Source organism: Enterococcus montenegrensis (assembly GCF_029983095.1).
GTDB classification, from domain to species: Bacteria; Bacillota; Bacilli; order Lactobacillales; family Enterococcaceae; genus Enterococcus_C; species Enterococcus_C montenegrensis.
Genome location: NZ_CP120467.1, coordinates 880,651 through 903,837 on the forward strand (window position 1 = coordinate 880,651; position 23,187 = coordinate 903,837).

The following is a 23,187-nucleotide window of genomic DNA, read 5'->3' on the forward strand; positions in this document are numbered from 1 at the left end:
TGTTGAGTTTAGATAGAAATAGGTGACGTGGATGTTGATGATTATTGGAATAGTTTTAGGAATAATAGTAATTGGGTTGCTGTTTTATTACCATTACTTAAGGCGTTGGGCGCGTTTTTTTGTCGATGCCATTGTCGAAAGAGACAATCATTGGTATTTGTCAAAAGGACAGCCGTCATTAAATCCAGATGCAAAAAAAGAAGAGCCTACTGATGATCTTTACAATTTTTGGTTAACTGAATATGAATGGGGCGCACTTAGTTTTGACCAAGAAAAATTAGTGGCTTCAACTTTTTTGCAAGATAGTAGCCGGTGGGTCATTTGTGTCCATGGTTATCGGAGCACGGGCTTTGATGAGATGTCAGCCCAAGCTAAAACATATTTTGAAGCAGGGTATAATGTTTTAGTCCCAGACCTTAGAGCCCATGGCCGCAGCAGTGGCAAAATTATCGGCCTGGGGTGGTTAGACCGTCTAGATTTAATTACTTGGATTAATTTAATTACAGAAAATAACCCACAAGCAGAAATCATCTTACATGGTGAAGGGATGGGAGCGGCTGCGGTATTGATGGCCAGTGGGGAAAAATTACCGCCTCAAGTAAAGCTATTAATTGCCGACAGTAGTTACACTTCCGTTTATAGTGCATTTAAATATCAACTCCACCGCTTAACCAACTATCCGGTTAATCGCTTTATGGGGCTGGCAAATCAATATGCCAAAAAAAGGAATGGCTATTCATTACTAGAGGCATCTGTCAGCCGACAGTTGGGGAGCAATCATTTGCCAGTTTTGTTTCTTCATGGCCAAGAAGATCAATTTATTCCAGTGAAAGAAACGGTTACCTTAATGGAAGCCACCGCCGATAAAAAAGAGCTTAAAATTTTTGCAGGAGTAGGGCACTTAAAAGCTAAAAAAGAACAGCCTGAAGCTTATTGGCAGACAATTTGGTCATTTATTGAAAAAAATTTAGGGTAGTGTAACGTAAAAGTGACAGGATCTTTTTAAAAGGATAATTATTTGTCTAAAAATGACACTACTGATAAAATGTAAGTGGTTATAGTTCTGATTAATACGCATTAATTAGAGTAGCGACACTTAAATTAAAGGAGGCAATCAGATGGAAGGTAATAAAATCGGTGGCCAAGAAGTCACAGAAGAAATGCTAGTTGCTGATGGGTATCGTAAGTACTCCGGCAAAGATATCGATATTTATTATAACAAAGACATTTGTGCCCATGTTGGCAATTGTGTTCGCGGAAATGGTGCAGTCTTTGAAGTCGGGCGCAGACCGTGGATTTTAGCAGACAATGCCAGCGCCGATGAAGATGCACGCGTTATTAATACATGTCCGACAGGGGCATTAAAATTTATTCGGAAGGATGTTTAAAATGGAATTTAAAGAAGAAAAAGACCGCTTTGCAGTATATGACGATGGAAAAGAAATTGGTGAAATGACTTGGTCACCTGCTGATAATATGATGATTATCGATCACACTTTTGTTGACCCAGCATATCGTGGCCAAAAAATTGCTGAACAATTAGTATTGCATGGTGTAGAACGTGCACGCCGGGATGATTTAAAGATTATTCCACTATGCCCATTTGCCAAAAAAGAATTTGCTGAAAAACCAGAATACGGTGACGTATTACGCAAATAATCTTTACCTATTAAACAGCACAACGAAGGTTATCTTCGTTGTGCTGTTTTTAGGTGGAGGAGGTAAGGTTAAAGTCTTTTTTAAAACTATTCCTTGTGGCAATCTAGCAGTATTTATGCTAAAGTAAACTAGATGAATTGTATTTAAGGAGGAAGCGGCGAATGTATAATTTTTTATTAGGCGTAGTGATTGTGCTTTCAATCATCATTATTATCGCTATCATGATGCAGCCGAGCAAACAAAATAGTGCAGCCAGTGCCTTTACCGGCGGTGCCGACCAATTATTTGGTAAACAAAAAGCCCGCGGTTTTGAAGCCGTGATGCAGCGTACAACAGCAGTTTTGGGCGCTATTTGGTTAATTTTGTTATTTGTATTAGCCTTTTTATCATCAAAATAAACGGATAAAACCGATCATTTTTTGGCTGAAACTCATGGCGTATCCAGCGTCAGGTTTCAGCCTTCTTTTGTTTTTATGGTAAAATTGGGCTATTGAGGTGAGAAATCGTGGAAAAAAAACCAGCATCATTTTTTACAAAAAAAGGAAAGAAAGCTGTTTTGCTCTTTCATGCATATTCTGGCAGTCCCAATGACGTCAGAATGCTGTCACGAGCATTGGAAAAAGAAAACTATACTGTCTATGCACCACTTTTTTTGGGGCACGGTACTATGGAGCCCAAAGAAATTTTAATGACAGATTTTAAAAGATGGGAAGAAGATGCCGAAAATGCTTTTTCTACATTAGTTAAAGAAGGCTTTGAAGAAATTGCTGTTTTTGGCCTATCGATGGGTGGAATTTTTGCCATGGACTTATTAACCAAAGGCTACCCAGAGATTGTAGCAGGCGGTGCTTTTTGCTCGCCTTTATTTAAAACAGAAAATAATGTCGAAGAAAACTTCCTATTATATGCTAAACAAATTTATCAACGTCAAAAAATTAGTGGTGATATACTAGCAGCAAAGCTAAGTGAGCTAAGACCACTAGTAAATAAACAATTGCAAAATATTGAAGCGCTAGGAGCGCGAGTTAGTCAAAATCTTTCTTCTGTACAGGTGCCGGTTTACTTGGCCCAAGGCGGTGCCGATGAAATGATTGATGCAAAAACGGCATATAAAACTGCCGCAGCATTAAGACAAGTAGATGTAACATTGGACTGGTACGCCCAAAGTGGTCACGTCATTACCGTTGATCCGGTGCACCAACAATTTGAAAAAGATGTTATCCACTTCTTAACTAAGCTAAATGAAAAGAGGTAGAAAATGAAAGCAACAATCAAAGAGCAGATTTTAACTTTTCTAGCTACAAGTAATAAGAAAAGTTTTTCTGCCGAAGAAATTGCCGAAGGTTTAAAGCTGCAAAAAAGTAACGATTTTAAAGTGCTCATCCAGACAATCGCTGTGATGGAACGAGAAGGTACTATTGTCTTTAATAAAAAAGGTAAAATTAAATTACCACCTCAAAAAGTATTGGTGGAGGGGACTTTTCGCGCCAATGAGCGGGGATTTGGTTTTGTGACCATCGATCCTGAAGAAGATGATATTTTTATTCCAAAAGAAGCCACAGGTTTTGCCATGGATGGCGATACAGTTGCCATTGATATTGTGAAGGTCTCTGATCCTTTTTCTGATCGTGGTGCCGAAGGGCAAGTCGTTGAAATTAGACAACGGGCGGTCAAACAAATCGTGGGTGAATTCACGTTATTTGATGAAAGTGAAATCGCAGAAAGTGATTTGTACGGTAGCGTGAAACCAAAGGATAAAAATTTTAACGGCCTAAGAGTTTTAGTTGCTGCTGAGGGTATTAAACCAGTAGACGGCAGTATTGTCATTGTGGAGATTACCCATTACCCAGAAAAAGGCTATCCGACTAGCATTGAAGGTATCATAAAACAAGTTATCGGCCACAAAAACGACCCAGGCATGGATATTTTATCCATCGTTATTAGCCATGGCATTCCAACCAGTTTTCCAGCTAATGTCTTAGCCCAAGCAGACAAAGTACCTGAAACAATCAACCCTGCTGATTTTCCAGAGCGGACTGATCGCAGCGACCAATTGATCGTGACAATTGACGGCGAAGATGCAAAGGACTTAGATGATGCAGTTACTGTAAAAAAATTAGCAAACGGTAATTTTTTCTTAGGTGTGCATATCGCAGATGTCTCGTATTATGTAACAGAAGGTAGCCCGCTGGATCAAGAAGCGTATGAGCGAGGGACCAGTGTCTATTTAACCGATTGCGTTATTCCAATGATTCCCCAACGGCTGTCAAATGGTATTTGTTCTCTAAACCCGCACGTGCCTCGTCTCACTATGAGTTGTGAAATGGAGATTGATTCAAGTGGGAAAATTGTCAAACACGCTATTTTTCCAAGTATTATCCAAACTAATGAACGAATGACCTATACGGCAGTGAACGCGATTATTGAAAATCATGACCCAGAAGTCTCCCAACGGTATGAAAAATTAGTACCGATGTTTTTTGAAATGGCGGAGTTACACCATATCTTGGAACAACGCCGGATACAAAGAGGAGCGGTTAGCTTTGAAGATCGCGAAGCAAAAGTTTTAGTAGATGAAGATGGTCATCCCAAAGATATTGTTTTGCGGAGTCGCGGCATTGGGGAACGTTTAATTGAATCCTTCATGCTAGCAGCCAACGAAACAGTAGCAGAGCACTATAATAAGTTGCATTTGCCGTTTATTTATCGTATTCATGAAGATCCAAAAGAAGAAAAATTGCAACGCTTCTTTGATTTTACTGCCGCTTTGGGGATGGTAGTTAAACATACTAAAGGAAGTATTACACCAAAAGATTTGCAAAAAGTTGTTGCTGATGTGGCAGAACGTCCCGAAGCAATGGTTGTGAACATGATGTTGTTACGTAGTATGCAACAGGCAAAATATTCTGAACACAATGCAGGCCATTATGGCTTAGCGGCAGATTATTATACACACTTTACTTCACCGATTAGGCGCTATCCCGATTTAATTGTGCATCGTTTAATTAGAAGTTATGCAAGCACTACGGATAAAAAGATGCAAAGTAAATGGCAAGAAAAGCTGCCAGAAATTGCCCATCATTCTTCTGATATGGAACGTCGGGCTGTTTTGTGTGAGCGTGAAGTTGACGCTATGAAAAAAGCTGAGTTCATGCAAGCACATATTGGTGAAGACTTTGACGGAGTTATCAGCTCGATTACGAAATTTGGTATCTTCATTGAATTACCGAATACAATTGAAGGTATGATCCATATTAGTAATTTAAAAGATGATTACTTCCATTTTGTTGAACAACAGCTGGCACTCGTTGGCGAAAGAACAGGAATGACTTTTAAAATTGGCCAAAAAGTACGGGTAAAAGTGACCAATGCAAATCCTGAAACCAGAGAAATTGATTTTGAATTGGTTTCAGCAGAAGAAGTTACCCAATTACCACGTCCACAAACGAGTCGGAAAAATCGCGGTGGTAAAAAAATCACGAATCCTGCTAACTTCCGCAAGAAAAATTCTACAACTAAAGCTAAGACCGGTGATAAAAAAGGTCAACTAAAAGTTGATTTAGGAAATAATAATAAGAAGAAAAAAGGTAAAAAACCGTTTTATAAAGGAGTCAAAAAGAAAAAACATAAATAATGAAAAGCGGTTGGGACAAAGGCGTTGGGCTTATCTGTAATTGAAAGCAGGATTATAGGAATGTCTCAGCACCTTGTTAGAAAGCTCTGACAGTGCTAAGGCAGTCAGATCAATGTTTTTTCTTGGGGAAATTTTAGCGGCCTTTATAAATAAAAAAGCACAGGAGGTGGCTTATATGCCAAAAGGCGAAGGTAAATTGATCGCCCAAAATAAAAAAGCCCGCCACGACTATACAATTATTGATACGTTAGAAGCCGGGATTGTTTTACAAGGGACAGAAATTAAGTCAATCCGCAATGCTCGCATTAATTTAAAAGATGGTTTTGTTCGTGTTCGCAATGGGGAAGCATTCTTATACAATGTCCACATCTCACCTTATGAACAAGGCAATTTATTCAATCACGATCCACTGCGGACACGAAAACTTTTATTACACCGTAAACAAATTGATCGTTTATATGGTGAAATGAAAAGTGCCGGGATGACCGTAGTCCCGCTTAAAGTCTACTTAAAAGACGGTTTTGCCAAAGTCTTAATTGGCCTTGCTAAGGGGAAAAAAGAGTATGATAAACGTGAAACATTAAAACGTAAGGATCAAGAAAGACAAATAAGCCGCGTTTTAAAAAACTATTGAAGAAATTTGCATTTAACAGGGGCTATTGCTTTATAAAGTTGGGTCTTTTTGATAGCATTTACTCAGACGGTGTGTCAAATTTCGCTTTTTTAGTTAATGATTCGTTTTACTGATTATAGGTATTACACATTTCTATTAGTCATTTTGCTAAAACTGTCAAATCTTACTGAAAATCTTTTGAAATTTTCTATCCGTGGTGGTATGATACCCATTGGTTATCATGCCAAAAGCATTAGCAGCACTTATTTACCAGCTTTTTTAGCTGGAGCATACGTATGAAAAGAGGTGAGAAATATTGAAAGAAAAACCACTCGTTTTCAATATTGGTCCCATCTGGTTTGATGGCACCATCCTTTTAATGACACTTATCACGTGTGTTATTGTCTTTACACTAGTTTTTGTTTGTACACGGAATTTACAGTTAAAACCAAAGGGCAAACAAAACTTTATTGAGTGGGTAATTGATTTCGTTCGCGGTATCTTAGGAGATAACCTCCCAAGTAATGAAGTGAACAACTTCCATTTATTATCATTTGCCTTGTTTCTATTTGTTTTTGTCGCCAATGAGATTGGTCTTGTGACGAAAATTGTTGTCGGTGAAACAACTTTTTGGAAAAGTCCAACCGCGGATCCCTTTGTGACATTGACATTGGCATTAATGATGATTGCGATGACCCATTTCTTCGGGGTGCAAAAATTTGGGTTGAAAGGTTACTTTAAAGTATCATTTTTACAACCCGTGGCCTTTTTGCTACCAATTAAGATCATCGAAGAATTTACCAACATCATTACCCTGGGTTTACGTCTTTACGGGAATATTTTCGCCGGTGAGGTTTTGCTTGGCTTAATTGTTGACATGTTAAACAATGTTGGCTGGCTAACGCTTCCTGTAGTTATTCCATTAGAGATGATTTGGATTGGCTTCTCATTATTTATAGGCGCCATCCAAGCGTACGTATTTGTCACCTTATCCATGGTATTTATGGGTCACAAATTGGAAACAGAAGAGTAGATTCAAAAGACATTTATCAACTGGTTTGACGACAAAATGCAAAAACATTTATCCGGTCGTCTCAACTTTATAATTTAGGAGGAAAAAAATTATGAACTTTATCGCAGCAGGTATCGCAATCGTCGGGGCAGCTATCGGAGCTGGTTATGGTAACGGGAAAGTTATCTCACAAACTATCGAATCTATGGCACGCCAACCAGAAATGTCTGGTCAATTACGTTCCACAATGTTCATCGGGGTTGCGTTAGTAGAAGCTGTGCCTATTTTAGGTGTGGTTATTGCTTTGTTACTTGTGTTCATGGGCTAAAACCACGAGAAAAGCAGAAACGGATGCAAACTGTTTTTGCTTTTTTGCCATGATACGGCAACCTTAAATAGTAGAAAAGGAGCTTACGCTTATGCTAAATATTGTATTAGCAGAAGTCGGGAATACAACTATCAGTAGTATCGTCGTTGTATCCGGTTCTTTCTTATTGTTAGTTGCACTTTTAAAGCACTTTGCTTGGGGCGCAATTTCAGACATGATGAAAAAACGGGAAGATAAAATTGCTAACGATTTAGATTCCGCTGAACAATCCCGGACTAAAGCAGCTAAGCTTGAACAAGAACGTCAAACTCAATTGATGTCTTCCAAAAGCGAAGCAGCTGAAATCATCAAAAATGCTAAAGACAGCGGCGAGCTCAGCCGTCAAAATATTTTAAACGAAACCAAAGAAGAGGTATCTCGTTTGAAAGATAAGGCAAAAAGTGATATTTCCATGGAAAGAGATGCTGCAATGACAAGTGTTAAAGACGATGTAGCTGAACTTTCTTTACAAATTGCCGAAAAAATCTTGAACAAAGAGCTATCGCCAGAAGCCCATGAAGCATTAATTAATCACTATATTGAAGGATTGGGCAACCATGAAACTCGATAAATACACGGTAGGCAAACGCTACGGTAAAGCGTTGTTTGAGCTGGCGGCAGAAGAACGGGTTACCGATGCTGTCTACCAAGATTTGCTTAGTTTGAAAAACGTTTATGAAGCAATTCCTGATCTTGGTAATATGCTGAGTGATGTTCGTTTGAACTTAGGAGCAAAACGCGCTTTAATGGACAAAATCGTTTCCGAATTTGACGGAATCACCAAAAACTTTTTAGAAGTTGTTTTCCGTTATAATCGCATGGATGATTTAATTTTAATCATCGATGAATATGAACGCCGTTATGATGAAGCCCAAAGCCTAGTTTTGGGTACGGTGACAACCGCCGTGACTTTGTCTAGTGAGCAAAAAGGACAATTAGAAGAAAAAATTGCCAGCTTATTGGGCTATAAAAAAGCAAATTTGGTTGAAAAAGTTGATCCCAATATTTTAGGCGGGGTCGTGGTGGAAGCCAACCATCAAGTAATTGACGGCAGTGTAAAAAGCCGATTAGAACAACTACGATCGATGATTGGTAGATAAGTTTAATTAAAGAGGTGAAACAAATGGCCATCAAAGCAGAAGAAATCAGTGCTCTGATTAAAGAACAAATTAAAAATTACCAGAGTGAACTAGCAGTCGAAGAAATTGGGACTGTAACTTACGTTGGTGACGGGATTGCCCGGGCTCACGGTTTGGAAAATGCCATGAGTGGTGAATTGCTAGAATTTTCCAATGGTTCATTTGGGATGGCGCAAAACTTAGAAACAAACGACGTCGGGATTATCATCTTAGGCGACTTTGAGACCATCCGCGAAGGCGATAAAGTAAAACGTACTGGGAAAATTATGGAAGTACCAGTTGGGGATGCTTTAATTGGTCGGGTTGTAAATCCATTAGGTCAACCAATCGACGGTCTAGGTGCAATTGATACCAATAAAACACGCCCAGTGGAAACATTAGCACCAGGTGTTATGCAACGACAATCCGTTTCTGAACCTATGCAAACTGGGTTAAAAGCCATTGACGCTTTAGTGCCAATTGGTCGTGGTCAACGGGAACTTGTTATCGGGGATCGAAAAACCGGTAAAACATCCATTGCGATTGATACAATTATCAACCAAAAAGGTCAAGATATGATTTGTATTTACGTGGCAATTGGACAAAAAGATTCAACAGTTCGTGCACAAGTGGAAACATTACGTAAATATGGTGCCTTAGATTATACAATCGTTGTTTCTGCTGGGGCATCACAACCAGCTCCATTACTATACATCGCACCGTATGCTGGTACGGCTATGGGTGAAGAATTCATGTATAACGGCAAACACGTATTAATTGTTTTTGATGACTTATCAAAACAAGCTGTTGCTTATCGTGAACTCTCTTTACTATTACGTCGTCCACCAGGTCGTGAAGCTTATCCAGGGGATGTTTTCTATTTGCACTCTCGTCTATTGGAACGTGCGGCCAAACTTTCTGATGAATTAGGTGGCGGTTCAATGACCGCGTTGCCATTTGTGGAAACGCAAGCCGGAGATATCTCTGCTTATATCCCAACCAATGTGATTTCAATCACCGATGGACAAATTTTCTTAGAAAATGATTTGTTCTATTCTGGTGTGCGACCTGCTATTGACGCTGGTTTATCAGTGTCACGGGTTGGGGGCTCTGCTCAAATTAAAGCAATGAAAAAAGTTGCGGGAACGCTCCGTTTGGACTTAGCTAGTTATCGTGAACTAGAAGCCTTTACACAGTTTGGTTCTGATTTGGACCAAGCGACCCAAGCAAAACTAAATCGTGGTCGCCGTACCGTAGAAATTTTGAAACAAAAATTACATGCACCATTAGCTGTTGAAAAACAAGTTATCATCTTATATGCCTTAACCCACGGTTTTATTGACAGTATCCCAGTTAACCGTGTCTTGGATTTTGAAGAAAACTTGTTTGAGTATATTGATGCAAACCATGCTGATATCTTTGAAACTATTCGTACAACCAAAGATTTACCGGCTGAAGATCAAGTGGATGCAGCAATTAAAGAAGCAAAAGATATCTTTATGGCTGCCGGCAATAGTAGTAGCGGTTCTGCCAAAGAAACTGTCGCTTCAATCGAAAACGAACGTTCTTAAAAGAGGTGAGATAAATGGGAGCTTCCTTAAACGAGATTAAGCAACGGATTGCTTCAACGAAGAAAACCAGTCAAATCACCAACGCCATGCAAATGGTATCGGCGGCTAAATTGACCAAGTCTGAAGCTCACTCAAAACAGTTTCAAATTTATGCCTCAAAAGTTCGGGAAGTAGTAACGCATTTGACTGCACAACAGTTAAATGATATTTATTCTGCCGGCCCACAAGATGGGGTGAATTACAATAGCATGCTGATTAGCCGTCCGGTAAAAAAAACCGGCTACATCGTGATTACCTCTGATGGTGGTTTAGTTGGTGGCTACAATAGTTCAATTTTAAAACAAATGATGTCGATGTTAAAAGAAGACCACCAATCAGCCGATGAATACGTGATGGTAGCTATTGGCGCGACAGGAGCTGACTTTTTTAAAGCACGGGGAATTAATTTGGCATATGAATTGCGTAATTTGTCTGACCAACCAAGTTTTGAAGAAGTTCGTAAAATCGTTACCATGGCGACAACAATGTATCAAAATGAAGTCTTTGATGAATTATATGTGTGCTACAATCACCATATTAATTCATTAACGAGTCAGTTTCGAGTTGAAAAAATGTTGCCAATTGTTGACTTGGATCCAGAAGAAGCGGAAAGTTATGAACAAGAATATTTGTTTGAACCTTCCAAAGAAGAAATTCTAGATCACTTGTTACCACAATATGCTGAAAGTTTAATTTACGGTGCAATCGTTGATGCGAAAACCGCTGAACATGCAGCCGGAATGACAGCTATGAAGACAGCAACAGACAATGCGAAAAATATTATCGGTGATTTGACGATTTCTTATAATCGCGCACGTCAAGGGGCAATTACCCAAGAAATTACCGAAATTGTAGCGGGAGCTTCGGCACTCGATTAATGATTTCGTGAGTGAATGGAGGAAAACAGATGAGTTCAGGCAAGATTGTTCAAGTAATCGGTCCCGTTGTTGACGTGGAATTTTCTTTAGATCAATCATTACCAGACATTAACAATGCCTTGGTTGTCTATAAAAACGACGAGCAAAAAACCAAGATTGTATTAGAAGCTGCCTTGGAACTAGGTGATGGTGTAATTCGAACTATCGCCATGGAGTCTACCGATGGTTTGCAGCGGGGAATGGAAGTTGTCGACACTGGCAGTTCAATCTCTGTGCCAGTAGGTAAAGATACTTTAGGTCGTGTATTTAACGTTTTGGGGGATACAATCGACTTGGAAGCACCTTTTCCAGCTGATGCTAAACGTAGTGGTATCCATAAAAAAGCACCTGATTTTGATGAATTAAGCACTAGTACAGAAATTTTGGAAACTGGGATTAAAGTTATCGACTTACTAGCCCCTTACTTAAAAGGTGGTAAAGTTGGGTTGTTCGGTGGTGCCGGTGTTGGTAAAACCGTTTTAATCCAAGAATTAATTCATAATATTGCCCAAGAACACGGCGGGATTTCTGTTTTTACCGGTGTTGGTGAACGTACCCGTGAAGGTAATGACTTGTATTATGAAATGAAAGAGTCTGGCGTTATTGAAAAAACTGCCATGGTCTTTGGCCAAATGAATGAGCCACCAGGTGCCCGGATGCGGGTTGCGTTGACTGGTTTAACAATTGCGGAATACTTCCGTGATGTAGAAGGTCAAGATGTATTGCTCTTTATCGATAATATTTTCCGTTTTACGCAAGCCGGCTCAGAAGTATCTGCCTTGTTAGGCCGGATGCCATCTGCTGTTGGTTATCAACCAACACTAGCAACTGAAATGGGACAACTGCAAGAACGGATTACTTCAACGAAAAAAGGTTCTATTACGTCTATTCAAGCGATCTATGTACCAGCCGATGACTACACTGACCCTGCGCCAGCAACAGCATTTGCTCACTTAGATGCAACAACCAACTTGGAACGTAAATTAACAGAACAAGGGATTTATCCAGCGGTCGATCCCCTTGCATCATCTTCTAGTGCTTTAGCACCAGAAATTGTTGGTGAAGTTCACTATGAAGTAGCCAGTGAAGTCCAACATGTCTTGCAACGTTACCGTGAATTACAAGATATTATCGCCATCTTAGGGATGGATGAATTGTCAGATGAAGAAAAAGTCTTGGTCGCTAGAGCGCGCCGAATTCAATTTTTCTTATCACAAAACTTCCACGTTGCCGAACAATTTACCGGACAACCGGGTTCTTATGTACCCGTTGCCGAAACAATTAAAGGCTTCAAAGAAATTTTAGATGGGAAGCACGATGAATTACCAGAAGAAGCCTTCCGTAATGTCGGTACAATTGAAGAAGCGGTGGAAAAAGCGAAAAAACTAGGCTACTAGAAAGGGGTGCACCATGGAATACTTAACTGTAAATGTGGTAACACCTAATGGTTTAGTTTATGATCACCACGCTAAAATCGTTGTTGCCAACACAACGGCTGGTGAAATTGGTATTTTACCAAAACACGCACCGATTATTACACCTTTAGCAATTGATGAAGTTCGGGTAAAACGTACCGATTCTGATACCCATGTTGACTGGATTGCGGTTAACGGCGGCATTATGGAAGTGCGAGATAATGTGGTATCCATTATTGCCGATAGCGCTGAGCGGGAACGTGATATCGATGTTTCTCGGGCTGAACGCGCCAAACAGCGGGCTGAACGTATGATTGAAGAAGCACGGGAAAAAGAAGATGTCGATTCTTTACGCCGAGCGACTGTTGCTTTGCATCGGGCTATTAATCGGATTAATGTTTCAAAACATCAATAATAAGCAATGATGCCTAACCGCAATTTTATACTTGGTAGCAAATTGTGAGGACATCATCTATCTGTAAATAGACTGTGATAAAAATTTATCGCAGTCTATTTTTTACATAGCGTAAAATAAAAAATACGTTTTACGGATACATTTTACAAAGTGTTATTTTGTTTTGTCATATTTTCAACCTTTTTGTTTTGCAGGAAAAGCAAAATAAGCTAAAATTATAAAAGAGACTTTTAAAAAACGCTTTAAAGATTTTTAAAATATTTCTGTTTTTTAAGTTACTATTTGTGGTACTATGGAAGTGTTGAATTTTTTACTCAGGAGGAAGAAGGATGCAAGTATATGGTGTCGATGCAATTGTACGGATTATCAGTCACTTTGCATTTGTTTACTTAGCCTTTTGGGGATTGCGGTCTTTACGATTGGATACACTTTTCAAATCGTTTCAGACGGCCCAAATCAGGATTGTTATTTTGATGTTAGCCATTATCTTGGGCTATCTGACAAGTAGCTTTTTCTTGGAAATCCTGAATTTATTGAAGAATACTTTTCTTTCAATTGTCTAACGAATACAAAAAACGTACTTTATGAAAAAGTTATGGTATAATAAAACAGATTTTGAGTGCAGAAGCATTCAGGCTATTTTCTGGAGGGAATTTTATGGAAGAGATTATCGTTCAAAGTGGTAATCAATTAAAAGGTACTGTCAAAATTGAAGGCGCAAAAAATGCCGTTTTACCAATCTTAGCTGCAAGTCTATTAGCAGAAGAAGGGACTACTACTTTACGTAATGTGCCAATTCTATCTGACGTTTTAACAATGAATGAAGTTATTCGCCACTTAAATTTGGACGTAGATTTTAATGAAGCTGCAAACGAAGTGACGATCAATGCTTCTCGTCAATTAGAAATTGAAGCACCTTATGAATTAGTCAGCCAAATGCGGGCATCTATTGTTGTTATGGGACCATTATTGGCGCGTAACGGACATGCTAAAGTTGCGATGCCTGGTGGTTGTGCAATTGGTAAACGTCCAATTGACTTACATCTAAAAGGGTTCCAAGCTTTAGGTGCTAAAATTAACCAAAAAGATGGTTATATTGAAGCAATTGCCGATGAGTTACACGGCAACACAATTTACTTGGACTTTCCAAGTGTTGGTGCTACGCAAAATATTATGATGGCTGCTGTTAAAGCAAAAGGAACAACAATCATCGAAAACGTGGCCCGTGAACCTGAAATTGTTGATCTTGCGAATGTCTTAAATAAAATGGGAGCACAAATTTTTGGTGCTGGTACAGAAACCATGAGAATTGAAGGCGTGGATCATTTGCACGCAGTTAACCATTCAATCGTTCAAGATAGAATTGAAGCTGGAACTTTCATGGTGGCCGCAGCAATGACAGAAGGTAACGTTTTAATTCAAGATGCCATTTCAGAACATAATCGTCCTTTAATTTCTAAATTAAGCGAAATGGGTGCTGAAATTATTGAAGAAGAAGGCGGAGTTCGCGTTATTGGACCTAAAGTATTAAAACCAACAGACGTGAAAACAATGCCTCACCCAGGTTTCCCAACAGATATGCAAGCTCAAATGACTGCAATCCAAATGGTAGCACCAGGCACAAGTATCGTAACAGAAACCGTATTTGAAAATCGTTTCCAACATTTAGAAGAAATGCGTCGTATGAATGCTCATGTGAAAATTGATGGCAATGTGGCTGTCATTGAAGGTGGACATGAAATGCAAGGTGCATTAGTTTATGCAACGGACTTACGTGCTGCAGCGGCTTTAATCTTAGTTGGTTTACGTTCAAACGGCATTACCCGCGTTCGTAATTTGAAATATTTAGATCGTGGCTATTACAACTTCCACAAAAAATTACAAGCTCTAGGTGGTAATGTGGAACGTGTTGAGATTGAACACAAAGCAGCTAAAAGTGCTGCTACAATTGCTTAAAAGATAGAGGTGTGACTGGATGAGATTAAATCGTTATATTATTACGACTTTAGTGAAAATTCTTTTTGTCCTTTTACTTGCAATGATTATGTTCATTATTGGAACGATGATTGGCTATGGTGGAATTGGTGAAGGAATGCCATTAAAAGTTTTTTATCCAGGACTCTGGACGCATATTTTAGATTTTATGAAATAAAAACTGTTAGTCGACCGTATATGGTCGACTTTTTTTGTGTTGTTTCATACCAAGGGGCGAAATTTTCCTAATAAAAATTAACTATTTTAAAACAACAGTGGGGAAAATTAGTATTGATAACGCTTTATTTTTTGTCTTTTTTGTAAAACTAACGTAATAAACAGCGGTTTTTGGGTCGATTTCCCAAATTTCATGTAATCGTGATTTTATAACTTGTGATAAAAGCGTTCTCAAAAAAACTTTCTGAATTGAAAATTACGCTTTTGTAATAATTTGAAAGCCTATAGTAGCAAGGCTTTTGCTCATTGATTTATGCTTATAAGACAAATATTTCGTTTGTAACAAAAAACAGCAGCGTTTCTTTTTTCTTGTCAAAGAGGTTTAACTCTCTTGTAACCTATCAGCTAAAAAGAGATGCTATGATACTTCTCGTGGAAAAATTCAATTTAATTGTAATGGTACAAGTTAGACCATTAGAGTTTTTATATTTTTGAGGAGTGTCGATTAATGCAAACCCGTTTATTACCAATTTTAAGTGCAACGATTGTGATCGCCGTAGGTAGTATGTTACCTGTTTACGCAGCTGAAAATGAAACGGCTAGTCAGCCAACACTTCAGACTGAACTTGTTTCAAAAGCTGAAGCAACTAATTTATCAAGTTCACTGTTAGTGGAAACAACAAATAATAAAGCTGTTGATTTAGTCAAAGCAGATATTAAAGCAAAAGAGGCCGCTAAAAAAGCCGCCGCCGAAAAGGCAAAAAAAATCGCAGCGGAAAAAGCCGAAAAAGAAAAAGCAGAAAAAGAAAAGGCAGCACAAGAAGCAAAAGAAGCTGCCCAACAAGAAACAAAAGCGCAGCAAGCAAATGAAAGCCAACCAAGCGGTCAAACAATGATGATGGAAGCCACAGCCTATAGTTCAGATCCAGCGGATGCTTTAGGTGGCGGTTCTGTCACTGCAACTGGCCAAAACTTACTTGCCAACCCAATGGCGGTAGCTGTTGATCCAAGTGTAATTCCATTAGGAACGCATTTATATGTTGAAGGTTATGGCGAAGCTTACGCTGTGGATACCGGTTCAGCAATTCAAGGCAATATTATTGATGTTCATTTTTCGACAGCAGGCCAATGTGAAGCTTGGGGACGTCGTCAAGTGAAAGTAACAATTTTAGGATAGTAGTTAAAAGTTCAAGTTCATGTGACTTGAACTTTTTTACTTGTAACAGTTTTAAAATTGACGTATGCTTTGGCCAGTGGCAATCATTTCCAGAAAGGATAATTTACATGAAAAAAATAATGATTGGACTGGTACGGGGGTATCAACGCTTTATCTCTCCTTTGTTTCCCCCCAGTTGTCGTTATTACCCTACTTGTTCGTCATATATGATTCAAGCAGTAGAAAAACATGGAGCCTTAAAGGGTGGTATTATGGGGACTGCAAGAATATTACGCTGTCATCCTTTTGTAAAAGGCGGCCTAGATTATGTGCCGGAAACTTTCTCTTTGCGTCGGAACCCTAATAAACCAAAAGAAAGTAAAACACAACTTCATCATCACCATCATTAGCGCTAAGAGCTAACCATTCTCTTGGCGTTTTTTTATTTGCCGAAACTAACGAGTTTCAAAAGAAAGCTAATTTCCTCTATTGAAGGGAAAACAACCGGCAATGCATGGCTTAAAAAAGAATACCTGTCTATAGCTAAATAGTAACCAAGGAATTTTTGGCAGATAACAAAAACAGGTTTAGCGTATTAGATCACTTGTTATAGAATACCTGAAGGTAGACTATCATTACATGTTAGCTAAAAAAGTATTTTAGCTGTTCTGGTCATGAAGGAAACTTCAGTTTTTTTAGCGATTTTTAATGGGTTTGAAGCGTTTAAAATAAGTTGCGTGCTTAGAATATCGTTTGGCTTAACTGAATTTAAATGATAAAATTATTAAAAGAAGATAATAAAAAACTTTGTTTGTTGTTTTTTTACAAAAGCAGTTCCTGATGTTTGTGTTAGTTTGTCATGTTTTCGATGCTTTTGAAATATGTAAAAGGCTTACATAAAATAATTTCGCAATAATTGATGAAATATTCTGAATATTCATTGACTTTGTTCTGAATTTTCAGTATATTTTATAACATATCTCATCGTCCATGGCGGTGTCATGATTATTTTATGAAAACAGCTTGTTTTTAGAAGGCATAATTTTTAACTTTATTGGTTAGCCAAAGCTTTGGGTAAATTTAATATTTATATAAATAGAAGTTTTGGTGTAATCAAAAAATTTTTGCAGAGAAAAAGAGGAGGAATAATATGAAAAAGAAATTTGCATTTTTGTTTACGGGGTTAGTGTTGTTATCTGCATGTAGTGCAGCGCCAAAAGGAGGCGGAGCCACAGAAGGTTCTGCTGGAGGAAATAAACAAGAAGGCGATACGATTAAAATCGGAATGAACATGGAATTATCCGGTGCAGTGGCAGCCTATGGAAATGCTGAAAAAGAAGGTATTGAATTAGCAGTCGAGCAAATCAATGCCGATGGTGGTATTGACGGCAAAAAAATAGATTTAATCTCAAAAGATAATAAATCAGATAATAATGAAGCAGGAACTGTCGCGACTAACCTAACAACAAACAGTAAAGTTGTGGCGCTGATTGGGCCAGCGACATCTGGTGCGGTAAAATCTGCATTACCAAATGCAACTAAAGCAGAAGTACCTTTAGTTACACCATCAGGAACAGATGATGCAATCACAAAACAAGGGGATAAAGTCCAAGCTTACGCTTTTCGTTCTTGTTTCCAAGATAGCTTCCAAGGGAAAATTTTGGCAAAATATGCCCATGAAAACTTAAAAGCAGATAAAGCGATTATCTTAGGTGATAATTCCAGTGATTATGGTATTGGCTTAACAAAAGCCTTCAAAGATGAATACAAAGGCAAAATCGTTGCGGAAGAAAACTTTACAGAAGGTGACAAAGATTTCCAAGCAGTCTTAACAAAAATCAAAGACAAAGACTTCAACGTTTTATACATTCCGGGCTACTACACAGAAGCTGGTCTAATTATCAAACAAGCGCGGGAAATGGGAATTGAAACACCAATTGTGGGGGCTGATGGCTTTGGTGATGCCAAATTGGTAGAAACAGCTGGTGCTAGCAATGTCACAAATGTCTTTTACACAGGTCATTTCTCAACGAAGGCTCCGGCAACAGACAAGGTAGAACCTTTCATTAAAGCTTTTAAGGAAAAGTATGGCAAAGAACCATCTTCATTTAATGCATTAGCTTATGATGCTGTTTATATGGTAAAACAAGCGATTGAAGATGAAGGGTCTGCTGATTCAAGTGCGATTAAAAAAGGTTTAGAAAACTTGAAAGATTTTAAAGGGGTAACAGGAGAAATGACAATTGATAAAGAACACAACCCTGAAAAATCAGCCGTAGTCCTGGGCTTAACAGATGGAAAAGAAACTTCAGCGGAGACAGTAAATCCGTAAATAAGAACTTTGAAAGGTTGGATAAAGACAGCTGTAGTAAACGATCAGTCATTTGTTTTTAGCATACTGTTAAAAGACAGGCGCTTTCTAAAATAAATGAGGGATACTTTTACTGCAGCGGGACTTTTATCTCAACCTTTTTTTAAAAGATAAATGGATGTGATGAGATGGAAACGATGATTCAACAATTAATAAACGGCTTATTTTTAGGCAGTATATACGCATTATTGGCCTTGGGCTACACAATGGTTTATGGAATCATCAAGTTAATTAACTTTGCCCATGGTGAAGTTTATATGATTGGTAGTTTTATTGGCTATTTTTTGATTAATCTTGGCGGATTGGGATTTTTCCCAGCCCTTTTGATTTCAATGGCGGCTAGTGCGGCATTAGGTGTAGTGATTGAGTTTTTGGCATATCGTCCGTTGCGTAAATCAACTCGAATTGCTGCTTTGATTACAGCGATTGGGGTATCTTATTTACTGCAAAATGTCATGATTTTCTTCTTTAGTCCAGATGTGCGGGCTTTTCCACAAGTAATTAAACGGGCAACATATAGCTTTGGTTTTATTAAAGTCAGCAATATTCAGCTTTTAATTTTAGCAGTCTCAGTTATTTTGATGGTTTTATTACAATTAATCGTAAAGAAAACGAAGATGGGAAAAGCGATGCGGGCAGTCAGTGTTGATCCAGATGCTGCTCAATTAATGGGAATTAATGTGAATCGTACAATTTCTTTTACCTTTGCCTTGGGCTCAGCTTTAGCGGCTGCTGGCGGAATGTTAATTGGTCTTTATTATAACTCGATTGATCCCATGATGGGGGTTACGCCAGGGTTGAAATCTTTTGTTGCCGCCGTATTAGGGGGAATTGGGATTATTCCTGGTGCAGCTTTGGGGGGCTTTGTAATTGGTCTAATTGAGACAATTGCAACGGCGTTAGGCTTTTCTGATTTTAAAGATGCTATTGTTTATTTAGTTTTGATTTTGATTTTATTAATTCGGCCGGCAGGAATTTTAGGCAAGAATATTAAAGAGAAAGTGTAGGTGACCAGGATGAAAAAGAATTTGAAATACAATTTAACCTGGTTAGGCTTGGCTGCTTTAGTCTATGTGGTTTTGTTAGTTTTGTATAACACCGGTGTAATTACCATGTTTACTGACCGGATTATTGTCAATATTGGTATCAACATTATTTTGGCTGTGGGTTTGAATTTGATTATCGGTTTTTCTGGTCAGTTTTCTTTAGGGCACGCTGGGTTTATGGCGATTGGCGCTTATTCCGGTGCTATTATGTCCATTAATAATCCTACTTATGGCGGCTTTTTTACTGGCCTCTTATTAGGAATGGTGATTTCAGGCGCGGTGGCATTAGTAGTCGGCGTTCCAACACTGCGATTAAAAGGCGATTATTTGGCGATTGCAACATTGGGAATTTCAGAAATTATCCGTATTTTAATTGTTAACATGCGGGATATCACCAATGGTCCAACCGGAATTTTTGGTATTTTACAATTTACCACTTGGGAGACGGTCTACGTCTTTGCCGTATTGACGATCTTAGTCGTGGCAAATTTTGTTCATAGTGGTCCTGGTCGTGCGACATTAGCTGTGCGCGAAGACGAGATAGCAGCCGAGTCGATGGGAGTTAACACAACTAAGTATAAGGTCGTTGCCTTTGTGTTAGGGGCTATTACGGCTAGTATTGCCGGCACGTTATTTGCCGGTTACCAACAATCGGTTTTTCCAAAAGACTATGGCTTTATGAAATCCATTGATATATTAATTATTGTCGTCTTTGGTGGGATGGGCTCAACGACAGGAGCAGTCGTTTCAGCGATTGTCTTGGGCGTTTTAAATATGTTCTTACAAGACTTTGGTTATGTTCGTATGATTGTCTACGCACTAGCGTTAATTATCATTATGATCTTTAAACCAAGTGGCTTGTTGGGAACTTGGGAATTTTCTGTTAAGAAAATTTGGCAAAAATTCACAAAGGAGGATGATGCAGATGCCTCTATTAACAGTTAAAAATTTGACGAAAAACTTTGGTGGCCTGGCTGCAGTTTCTCATGTGAATATGGCGTTGGATACTAATGAATTAGTAGGGTTGATTGGCCCAAATGGTGCAGGAAAAACGACACTATTTAACTTATTAACCGGTGTTTATGAGCCTAGTGCCGGTGATGTGTTATTTTCACCGCAAGGACAAGTTGAAAAGTTAAATGGCGTTAAACCTTACCACATTGCCAAAATGGGATTATCTCGGACGTTTCAAAATATTCGTTTGTTTAAAGACTTAAGTGTTTTAGATAATGTTCTAATTGCGATGAACGCCAAGCATCAAGAAGGTTTTTTTACAAGTATTTTACGTTTGCCGAGATTTTACCGTAATGAAGATGCGCTGAAACAAAAAGCAGTGGAGCTACTGGCAATTTTTGGTTTAGAAAGTAAATTAACAACTTTAGCTAAAAACTTGCCCTATGGCGAACAACGGCGTTTAGAAATTGTGCGGGCTCTAGCAACAGAGCCAAAAATCTTGTTTTTAGATGAACCAGCAGCAGGAATGAATCCGCAAGAGACAGCCGAATTAACGGAATTAATCCGTAAAATTCAAAAGGACTTTCAGCTGACCATTTTGCTAATTGAACACGATATGAGTTTGGTGATGGATGTGTGTCAGCGGATTTATGTTTTGGAGTACGGTCGCATTATTGCTGAAGGTGAACCAGAAAAAATCAAAAAAGATCCCCGTGTCATAAAAGCGTATTTGGGAGGGGATATGTAATGTTAGAAATTAAAAATTTAACTGTCCATTACGGTGTTATTGAAGCGGTTCATGATGTGTCATTTAATGTCAATAAAGGGGAGATTGTTTCTTTAATCGGTGCCAATGGTGCTGGAAAAACAACAATTTTACGGACAATTTCAGGTTTATTACGTCCAAGCCAAGGTGAAATTACGTTTAAAGGACAAAGTATTATCAAAACGCCGCCACAAAAAATTGTGGCAGCTGGGTTATCTCAAGTACCAGAAGGACGCCATATTTTTAGTGGTTTAACGGTACAAGAAAACTTAGAAATGGGTGCATTTTTACGTAAGGACGGGGAGGTAAAACAAGATTACGAACAAGTTTTTCAAAAGTTTCCGGTTTTAAAAGAACGCCGCAACCAAGATGCCGCAACACTTTCTGGTGGTGAACAACAAATGTTGGCTATGGGGCGCGCTTTAATGTCAAAACCTGAATTGCTTTTGTTAGACGAGCCGTCAATGGGACTCGCGCCGATTTTTATTAAAGAAATCTTCAGTATTATTGAAGAAATCAAAGAGCAAGGTACGACGATTTTACTTATCGAACAAAATGCTAAAATGGCTTTGTCTATTGCAGACCGCGGGTATGTCTTGGAAACTGGCAGTGTTGTTTTAGATGGCACAGGAAAAGCATTATTAGCCAGCGATGAAGTGAAAAAAGCTTATTTAGGGGGTTAGAAGATGAGTGTTAGTGATTTTATGACAAAAAACTTAGTAATAGTAGCACCAGATACACCTATTTTTGATGCGATTGATTTAATGAAACAACACGATATCCATCGTTTGCCCGTTTTGCAACAGGATAAATTAGTCGGATTAATTACAGAAGGCATTATTCAAGAAGCGATGCCTTCAAAAGCCACAAGTTTAAGTGTCTATGAAGCCAATTATTTGTTAAATAAGACGACCGTAGGCGATGTCATGGAAAAAAATGTGCTGACCATTGCACCAGATGCATTGCTAGAAGATGCCATTTATAAAATGCGGGAAAATAAGATTGCTGTACTACCAGTAGTAGAAAAAGAAGCAGTCAAAGGAATCATAACCAATAATGATATCTTCGCGGCCTTTTTAAAAATTACTGGCTACAACGATGGTGGAACCCGGATCAGCTTACAAATAGCCGATGATCATGTGGGGATTTTAGCAGAAATTACCAAACTTTTAGCCGAGCATGATTTTAGTATTTTAACGATTGTCGTCAATCGGATGGAACTGGCTACAATTGTTGAAATTCAAGTTCAGTCTCGTAATGTTGAAAAAGTTAAAGAAGTACTAACAGAGGCCGGTTATTTGGTAACTGCAGCAGTTTTAACCAATACGCATAATATGTAAGAAAGATTACAACCCAAACAAAAAATGCACGTACCTTTTAGCGGTTAAAGTACCAAGATGAGAAGGGGAGGCGGACTTGTTTGGGTTTTTCATTTCCTTTTTATACCCAACAAGATAAGAATATGATAAAATACTTTAGCGAGGTGAGAAGTGTGACGAAGAAAAAAGATATCGAAGTTAAAGTAGAAGAAGTAAAAAAAGATATTAAAGGTAAAAATTACACCGTCAACCAATTATCAATCGGTAAAAAAGTTATTGGTGAAATTTTGACTATGGGTGAAAAGAATTACGAAGCTTTCTTAGGAAAAGAGGATCTAGGAGCTTATAAATCCTTAGATTTAGCGGTGGAAGCTGTGTTATTGCAACATAATTTGCATGACTAAAATTTCTGTAAAAAAAATTGAAATTACCACTTGCATTTTTTAGTTATCTTTTGTATCATAACTAAGTCAGGTTGATTAAAACCTTTCGGAGGAGTAGCGAAGTGGCTAAACGCGACGGACTGTAAATCCGTTCCTTAGGGTTCAGTGGTTCGAATCCACTCTCCTCCACCATTGGGGTATAGCCAAGCGGTAAGGCAAGGGACTTTGACTCCCTCATGCGTTGGTTCGAATCCAGCTACCCCAGTTTCAAACGTATCTTC

At 38.5% G+C, this 23,187-nt stretch carries 27 protein-coding genes and 2 tRNA genes; all 29 read left to right on the forward strand.

Going from position 1 to position 23,187, the window contains the following annotated elements; translation table 11 throughout:
• Positions 1-31: 31 nt before the first annotated feature.
• The 29 genes from P3T75_RS04245 to P3T75_RS04385 all read left to right on the forward strand — a co-directional run bounded on the left by P3T75_RS04245 (position 32) and on the right by P3T75_RS04385 (position 23,171).
• Complete coding sequence (locus P3T75_RS04245; protein ID WP_282462309.1) at positions 32-976, forward strand: alpha/beta hydrolase; 945 nt, start codon at positions 32-34, stop codon at positions 974-976.
• Positions 977-1,118: 142 nt separating this feature from the next.
• Positions 1,119-1,388 carry a (4Fe-4S)-binding protein gene (locus tag P3T75_RS04250; RefSeq protein WP_206904966.1) on the forward strand — a complete coding sequence of 90 codons (270 nt, stop codon included), beginning with the start codon at positions 1,119-1,121 and terminating at the stop codon, positions 1,386-1,388.
• A 1-nt stretch (position 1,389) separates the two neighbouring features.
• Positions 1,390-1,659, forward strand: coding sequence for a GNAT family N-acetyltransferase (locus P3T75_RS04255; RefSeq protein WP_230709167.1), 270 nt, complete (start codon positions 1,390-1,392; stop codon positions 1,657-1,659).
• Positions 1,660-1,820: 161 nt separating this feature from the next.
• Positions 1,821-2,057 carry a preprotein translocase subunit SecG gene (gene secG, locus P3T75_RS04260; RefSeq protein WP_071865626.1) on the forward strand — a complete coding sequence of 79 codons (237 nt, stop codon included), beginning with the start codon at positions 1,821-1,823 and terminating at the stop codon, positions 2,055-2,057.
• Between the two features lie 107 nt (positions 2,058-2,164).
• Positions 2,165-2,914: an alpha/beta hydrolase gene (locus P3T75_RS04265; protein WP_206904961.1), complete on the forward strand. Its 750-nt coding sequence runs from the start codon at positions 2,165-2,167 to the stop codon at positions 2,912-2,914.
• A gap of 3 nt (positions 2,915-2,917) precedes the next feature.
• Positions 2,918-5,293 carry a ribonuclease R gene (gene rnr / locus P3T75_RS04270; RefSeq protein WP_282462310.1) on the forward strand — a complete coding sequence of 792 codons (2,376 nt, stop codon included), beginning with the start codon at positions 2,918-2,920 and terminating at the stop codon, positions 5,291-5,293.
• Positions 5,294-5,468: 175 nt separating this feature from the next.
• Complete coding sequence (gene smpB / locus P3T75_RS04275; protein ID WP_206904952.1) at positions 5,469-5,927, forward strand: SsrA-binding protein SmpB; 459 nt, start codon at positions 5,469-5,471, stop codon at positions 5,925-5,927.
• 295 nt (positions 5,928-6,222) lie between these two features.
• Positions 6,223-6,939 (forward strand): F0F1 ATP synthase subunit A, encoded by a 717-nt coding sequence (gene atpB / locus P3T75_RS04280; protein WP_071865630.1) that lies wholly within the window; start codon positions 6,223-6,225, stop codon positions 6,937-6,939.
• A gap of 91 nt (positions 6,940-7,030) precedes the next feature.
• Positions 7,031-7,246: an ATP synthase F0 subunit C gene (atpE, locus tag P3T75_RS04285; RefSeq protein ID WP_016171491.1), complete on the forward strand. Its 216-nt coding sequence runs from the start codon at positions 7,031-7,033 to the stop codon at positions 7,244-7,246.
• Between the two features lie 91 nt (positions 7,247-7,337).
• The gene (atpF, locus tag P3T75_RS04290; RefSeq protein ID WP_206904950.1) at positions 7,338-7,856 is read left to right on the forward strand and encodes a F0F1 ATP synthase subunit B; all 519 of its coding nucleotides are present in this window, start codon (positions 7,338-7,340) and stop codon (positions 7,854-7,856) included.
• The gene (gene atpH, locus P3T75_RS04295) at positions 7,843-8,385 is read left to right on the forward strand and encodes an ATP synthase F1 subunit delta (RefSeq protein WP_206904947.1); all 543 of its coding nucleotides are present in this window, start codon (positions 7,843-7,845) and stop codon (positions 8,383-8,385) included. The genes atpF and atpH overlap by 14 nt, the downstream gene beginning before the upstream one ends.
• A gap of 23 nt (positions 8,386-8,408) precedes the next feature.
• On the forward strand, positions 8,409-9,974 hold the full coding sequence (gene atpA, locus P3T75_RS04300) for a F0F1 ATP synthase subunit alpha (RefSeq protein WP_206904943.1): 1,566 nt from the start codon (positions 8,409-8,411) through the stop codon (positions 9,972-9,974).
• Positions 9,975-9,988: 14 nt separating this feature from the next.
• On the forward strand, positions 9,989-10,891 hold the full coding sequence (locus P3T75_RS04305; protein ID WP_206904940.1) for a F0F1 ATP synthase subunit gamma: 903 nt from the start codon (positions 9,989-9,991) through the stop codon (positions 10,889-10,891).
• Between the two features lie 29 nt (positions 10,892-10,920).
• Positions 10,921-12,327 carry a F0F1 ATP synthase subunit beta gene (gene atpD, locus P3T75_RS04310; RefSeq protein ID WP_206904937.1) on the forward strand — a complete coding sequence of 469 codons (1,407 nt, stop codon included), beginning with the start codon at positions 10,921-10,923 and terminating at the stop codon, positions 12,325-12,327.
• Positions 12,328-12,340: 13 nt separating this feature from the next.
• On the forward strand, positions 12,341-12,760 hold the full coding sequence (locus P3T75_RS04315; RefSeq protein ID WP_206904934.1) for a F0F1 ATP synthase subunit epsilon: 420 nt from the start codon (positions 12,341-12,343) through the stop codon (positions 12,758-12,760).
• 329 nt (positions 12,761-13,089) lie between these two features.
• Positions 13,090-13,323 (forward strand): DUF1146 family protein, encoded by a 234-nt coding sequence (locus P3T75_RS04320; RefSeq protein WP_282462311.1) that lies wholly within the window; start codon positions 13,090-13,092, stop codon positions 13,321-13,323.
• Between the two features lie 94 nt (positions 13,324-13,417).
• Positions 13,418-14,716: a UDP-N-acetylglucosamine 1-carboxyvinyltransferase gene (murA, locus tag P3T75_RS04325; RefSeq protein WP_282462312.1), complete on the forward strand. Its 1,299-nt coding sequence runs from the start codon at positions 13,418-13,420 to the stop codon at positions 14,714-14,716.
• A gap of 19 nt (positions 14,717-14,735) precedes the next feature.
• A complete protein-coding gene (locus P3T75_RS04330) occupies positions 14,736-14,912 on the forward strand; it encodes a DNA-directed RNA polymerase subunit beta (protein ID WP_016171500.1) in 177 nt (58 codons plus the stop codon).
• Between the two features lie 507 nt (positions 14,913-15,419).
• Positions 15,420-16,088, forward strand: a complete 669-nt coding sequence (locus P3T75_RS04335; RefSeq protein WP_230709161.1) for a 3D domain-containing protein — start codon at positions 15,420-15,422, stop codon at positions 16,086-16,088.
• Positions 16,089-16,195: 107 nt separating this feature from the next.
• Entirely contained in the window at positions 16,196-16,477 is a 282-nt protein-coding gene (gene yidD / locus P3T75_RS04340; RefSeq protein ID WP_282462313.1) for a membrane protein insertion efficiency factor YidD, read from the forward strand.
• Positions 16,478-17,217: 740 nt separating this feature from the next.
• Complete coding sequence (locus tag P3T75_RS04345) at positions 17,218-18,399, forward strand: ABC transporter substrate-binding protein (protein ID WP_282462314.1); 1,182 nt, start codon at positions 17,218-17,220, stop codon at positions 18,397-18,399.
• 167 nt (positions 18,400-18,566) lie between these two features.
• Complete coding sequence (locus P3T75_RS04350; RefSeq protein WP_206904916.1) at positions 18,567-19,445, forward strand: branched-chain amino acid ABC transporter permease; 879 nt, start codon at positions 18,567-18,569, stop codon at positions 19,443-19,445.
• A gap of 9 nt (positions 19,446-19,454) precedes the next feature.
• On the forward strand, positions 19,455-20,429 hold the full coding sequence (locus P3T75_RS04355) for a branched-chain amino acid ABC transporter permease (protein WP_282462315.1): 975 nt from the start codon (positions 19,455-19,457) through the stop codon (positions 20,427-20,429).
• Positions 20,410-21,186 carry an ABC transporter ATP-binding protein gene (locus P3T75_RS04360; RefSeq protein ID WP_282462316.1) on the forward strand — a complete coding sequence of 259 codons (777 nt, stop codon included), beginning with the start codon at positions 20,410-20,412 and terminating at the stop codon, positions 21,184-21,186. The genes P3T75_RS04355 and P3T75_RS04360 overlap by 20 nt, the downstream gene beginning before the upstream one ends.
• The gene (locus P3T75_RS04365; RefSeq protein WP_282462317.1) at positions 21,186-21,887 is read left to right on the forward strand and encodes an ABC transporter ATP-binding protein; all 702 of its coding nucleotides are present in this window, start codon (positions 21,186-21,188) and stop codon (positions 21,885-21,887) included. The genes P3T75_RS04360 and P3T75_RS04365 overlap by 1 nt, the downstream gene beginning before the upstream one ends.
• Positions 21,888-21,890: 3 nt before the next feature.
• The gene (locus P3T75_RS04370) at positions 21,891-22,544 is read left to right on the forward strand and encodes a CBS and ACT domain-containing protein (protein WP_282462318.1); all 654 of its coding nucleotides are present in this window, start codon (positions 21,891-21,893) and stop codon (positions 22,542-22,544) included.
• Between the two features lie 122 nt (positions 22,545-22,666).
• Positions 22,667-22,927: a DUF2969 domain-containing protein gene (locus tag P3T75_RS04375; protein ID WP_206905334.1), complete on the forward strand. Its 261-nt coding sequence runs from the start codon at positions 22,667-22,669 to the stop codon at positions 22,925-22,927.
• An 87-nt stretch (positions 22,928-23,014) separates the two neighbouring features.
• A tRNA-Tyr gene (locus P3T75_RS04380) sits at positions 23,015-23,098 on the forward strand.
• A 1-nt stretch (position 23,099) separates the two neighbouring features.
• Positions 23,100-23,171 (forward strand) — tRNA-Gln (locus P3T75_RS04385).
• Positions 23,172-23,187: the final 16 nt, after the last annotated feature.

What these genes read in the sequence shown, in the direction of transcription:
- P3T75_RS04350 (WP_206904916.1), top strand. Translation starts at nt 18,567, where the DNA reads ATGGAAACGATGATTCAACAATTAATAAACGGCTTATTTTTAGGCAGT.
- atpF (WP_206904950.1), top strand. Translation starts at nt 7,338, where the DNA reads ATGCTAAATATTGTATTAGCAGAAGTCGGGAATACAACTATCAGTAGT.
- murA (WP_282462312.1), top strand. Translation starts at nt 13,418, where the DNA reads ATGGAAGAGATTATCGTTCAAAGTGGTAATCAATTAAAAGGTACTGTC.
- P3T75_RS04330 (WP_016171500.1), top strand. Translation starts at nt 14,736, where the DNA reads ATGAGATTAAATCGTTATATTATTACGACTTTAGTGAAAATTCTTTTT.
- P3T75_RS04255 (WP_230709167.1), top strand. Translation starts at nt 1,390, where the DNA reads ATGGAATTTAAAGAAGAAAAAGACCGCTTTGCAGTATATGACGATGGA.
- atpH (WP_206904947.1), top strand. Translation starts at nt 7,843, where the DNA reads ATGAAACTCGATAAATACACGGTAGGCAAACGCTACGGTAAAGCGTTG.
- P3T75_RS04355 (WP_282462315.1), top strand. Translation starts at nt 19,455, where the DNA reads ATGAAAAAGAATTTGAAATACAATTTAACCTGGTTAGGCTTGGCTGCT.
- P3T75_RS04370 (WP_282462318.1), top strand. Translation starts at nt 21,891, where the DNA reads ATGAGTGTTAGTGATTTTATGACAAAAAACTTAGTAATAGTAGCACCA.
- rnr (WP_282462310.1), top strand. Translation starts at nt 2,918, where the DNA reads ATGAAAGCAACAATCAAAGAGCAGATTTTAACTTTTCTAGCTACAAGT.
- atpA (WP_206904943.1), top strand. Translation starts at nt 8,409, where the DNA reads ATGGCCATCAAAGCAGAAGAAATCAGTGCTCTGATTAAAGAACAAATT.
- P3T75_RS04365 (WP_282462317.1), top strand. Translation starts at nt 21,186, where the DNA reads ATGTTAGAAATTAAAAATTTAACTGTCCATTACGGTGTTATTGAAGCG.
- yidD (WP_282462313.1), top strand. Translation starts at nt 16,196, where the DNA reads ATGAAAAAAATAATGATTGGACTGGTACGGGGGTATCAACGCTTTATC.
- P3T75_RS04335 (WP_230709161.1), top strand. Translation starts at nt 15,420, where the DNA reads ATGCAAACCCGTTTATTACCAATTTTAAGTGCAACGATTGTGATCGCC.
- P3T75_RS04320 (WP_282462311.1), top strand. Translation starts at nt 13,090, where the DNA reads ATGCAAGTATATGGTGTCGATGCAATTGTACGGATTATCAGTCACTTT.
- P3T75_RS04245 (WP_282462309.1), top strand. Translation starts at nt 32, where the DNA reads ATGTTGATGATTATTGGAATAGTTTTAGGAATAATAGTAATTGGGTTG.
- P3T75_RS04305 (WP_206904940.1), top strand. Translation starts at nt 9,989, where the DNA reads ATGGGAGCTTCCTTAAACGAGATTAAGCAACGGATTGCTTCAACGAAG.
- P3T75_RS04360 (WP_282462316.1), top strand. Translation starts at nt 20,410, where the DNA reads ATGCCTCTATTAACAGTTAAAAATTTGACGAAAAACTTTGGTGGCCTG.
- P3T75_RS04250 (WP_206904966.1), top strand. Translation starts at nt 1,119, where the DNA reads ATGGAAGGTAATAAAATCGGTGGCCAAGAAGTCACAGAAGAAATGCTA.
- atpE (WP_016171491.1), top strand. Translation starts at nt 7,031, where the DNA reads ATGAACTTTATCGCAGCAGGTATCGCAATCGTCGGGGCAGCTATCGGA.
- P3T75_RS04345 (WP_282462314.1), top strand. Translation starts at nt 17,218, where the DNA reads ATGAAAAAGAAATTTGCATTTTTGTTTACGGGGTTAGTGTTGTTATCT.
- P3T75_RS04375 (WP_206905334.1), top strand. Translation starts at nt 22,667, where the DNA reads ATGATAAAATACTTTAGCGAGGTGAGAAGTGTGACGAAGAAAAAAGAT.
- P3T75_RS04315 (WP_206904934.1), top strand. Translation starts at nt 12,341, where the DNA reads ATGGAATACTTAACTGTAAATGTGGTAACACCTAATGGTTTAGTTTAT.
- smpB (WP_206904952.1), top strand. Translation starts at nt 5,469, where the DNA reads ATGCCAAAAGGCGAAGGTAAATTGATCGCCCAAAATAAAAAAGCCCGC.
- secG (WP_071865626.1), top strand. Translation starts at nt 1,821, where the DNA reads ATGTATAATTTTTTATTAGGCGTAGTGATTGTGCTTTCAATCATCATT.
- atpD (WP_206904937.1), top strand. Translation starts at nt 10,921, where the DNA reads ATGAGTTCAGGCAAGATTGTTCAAGTAATCGGTCCCGTTGTTGACGTG.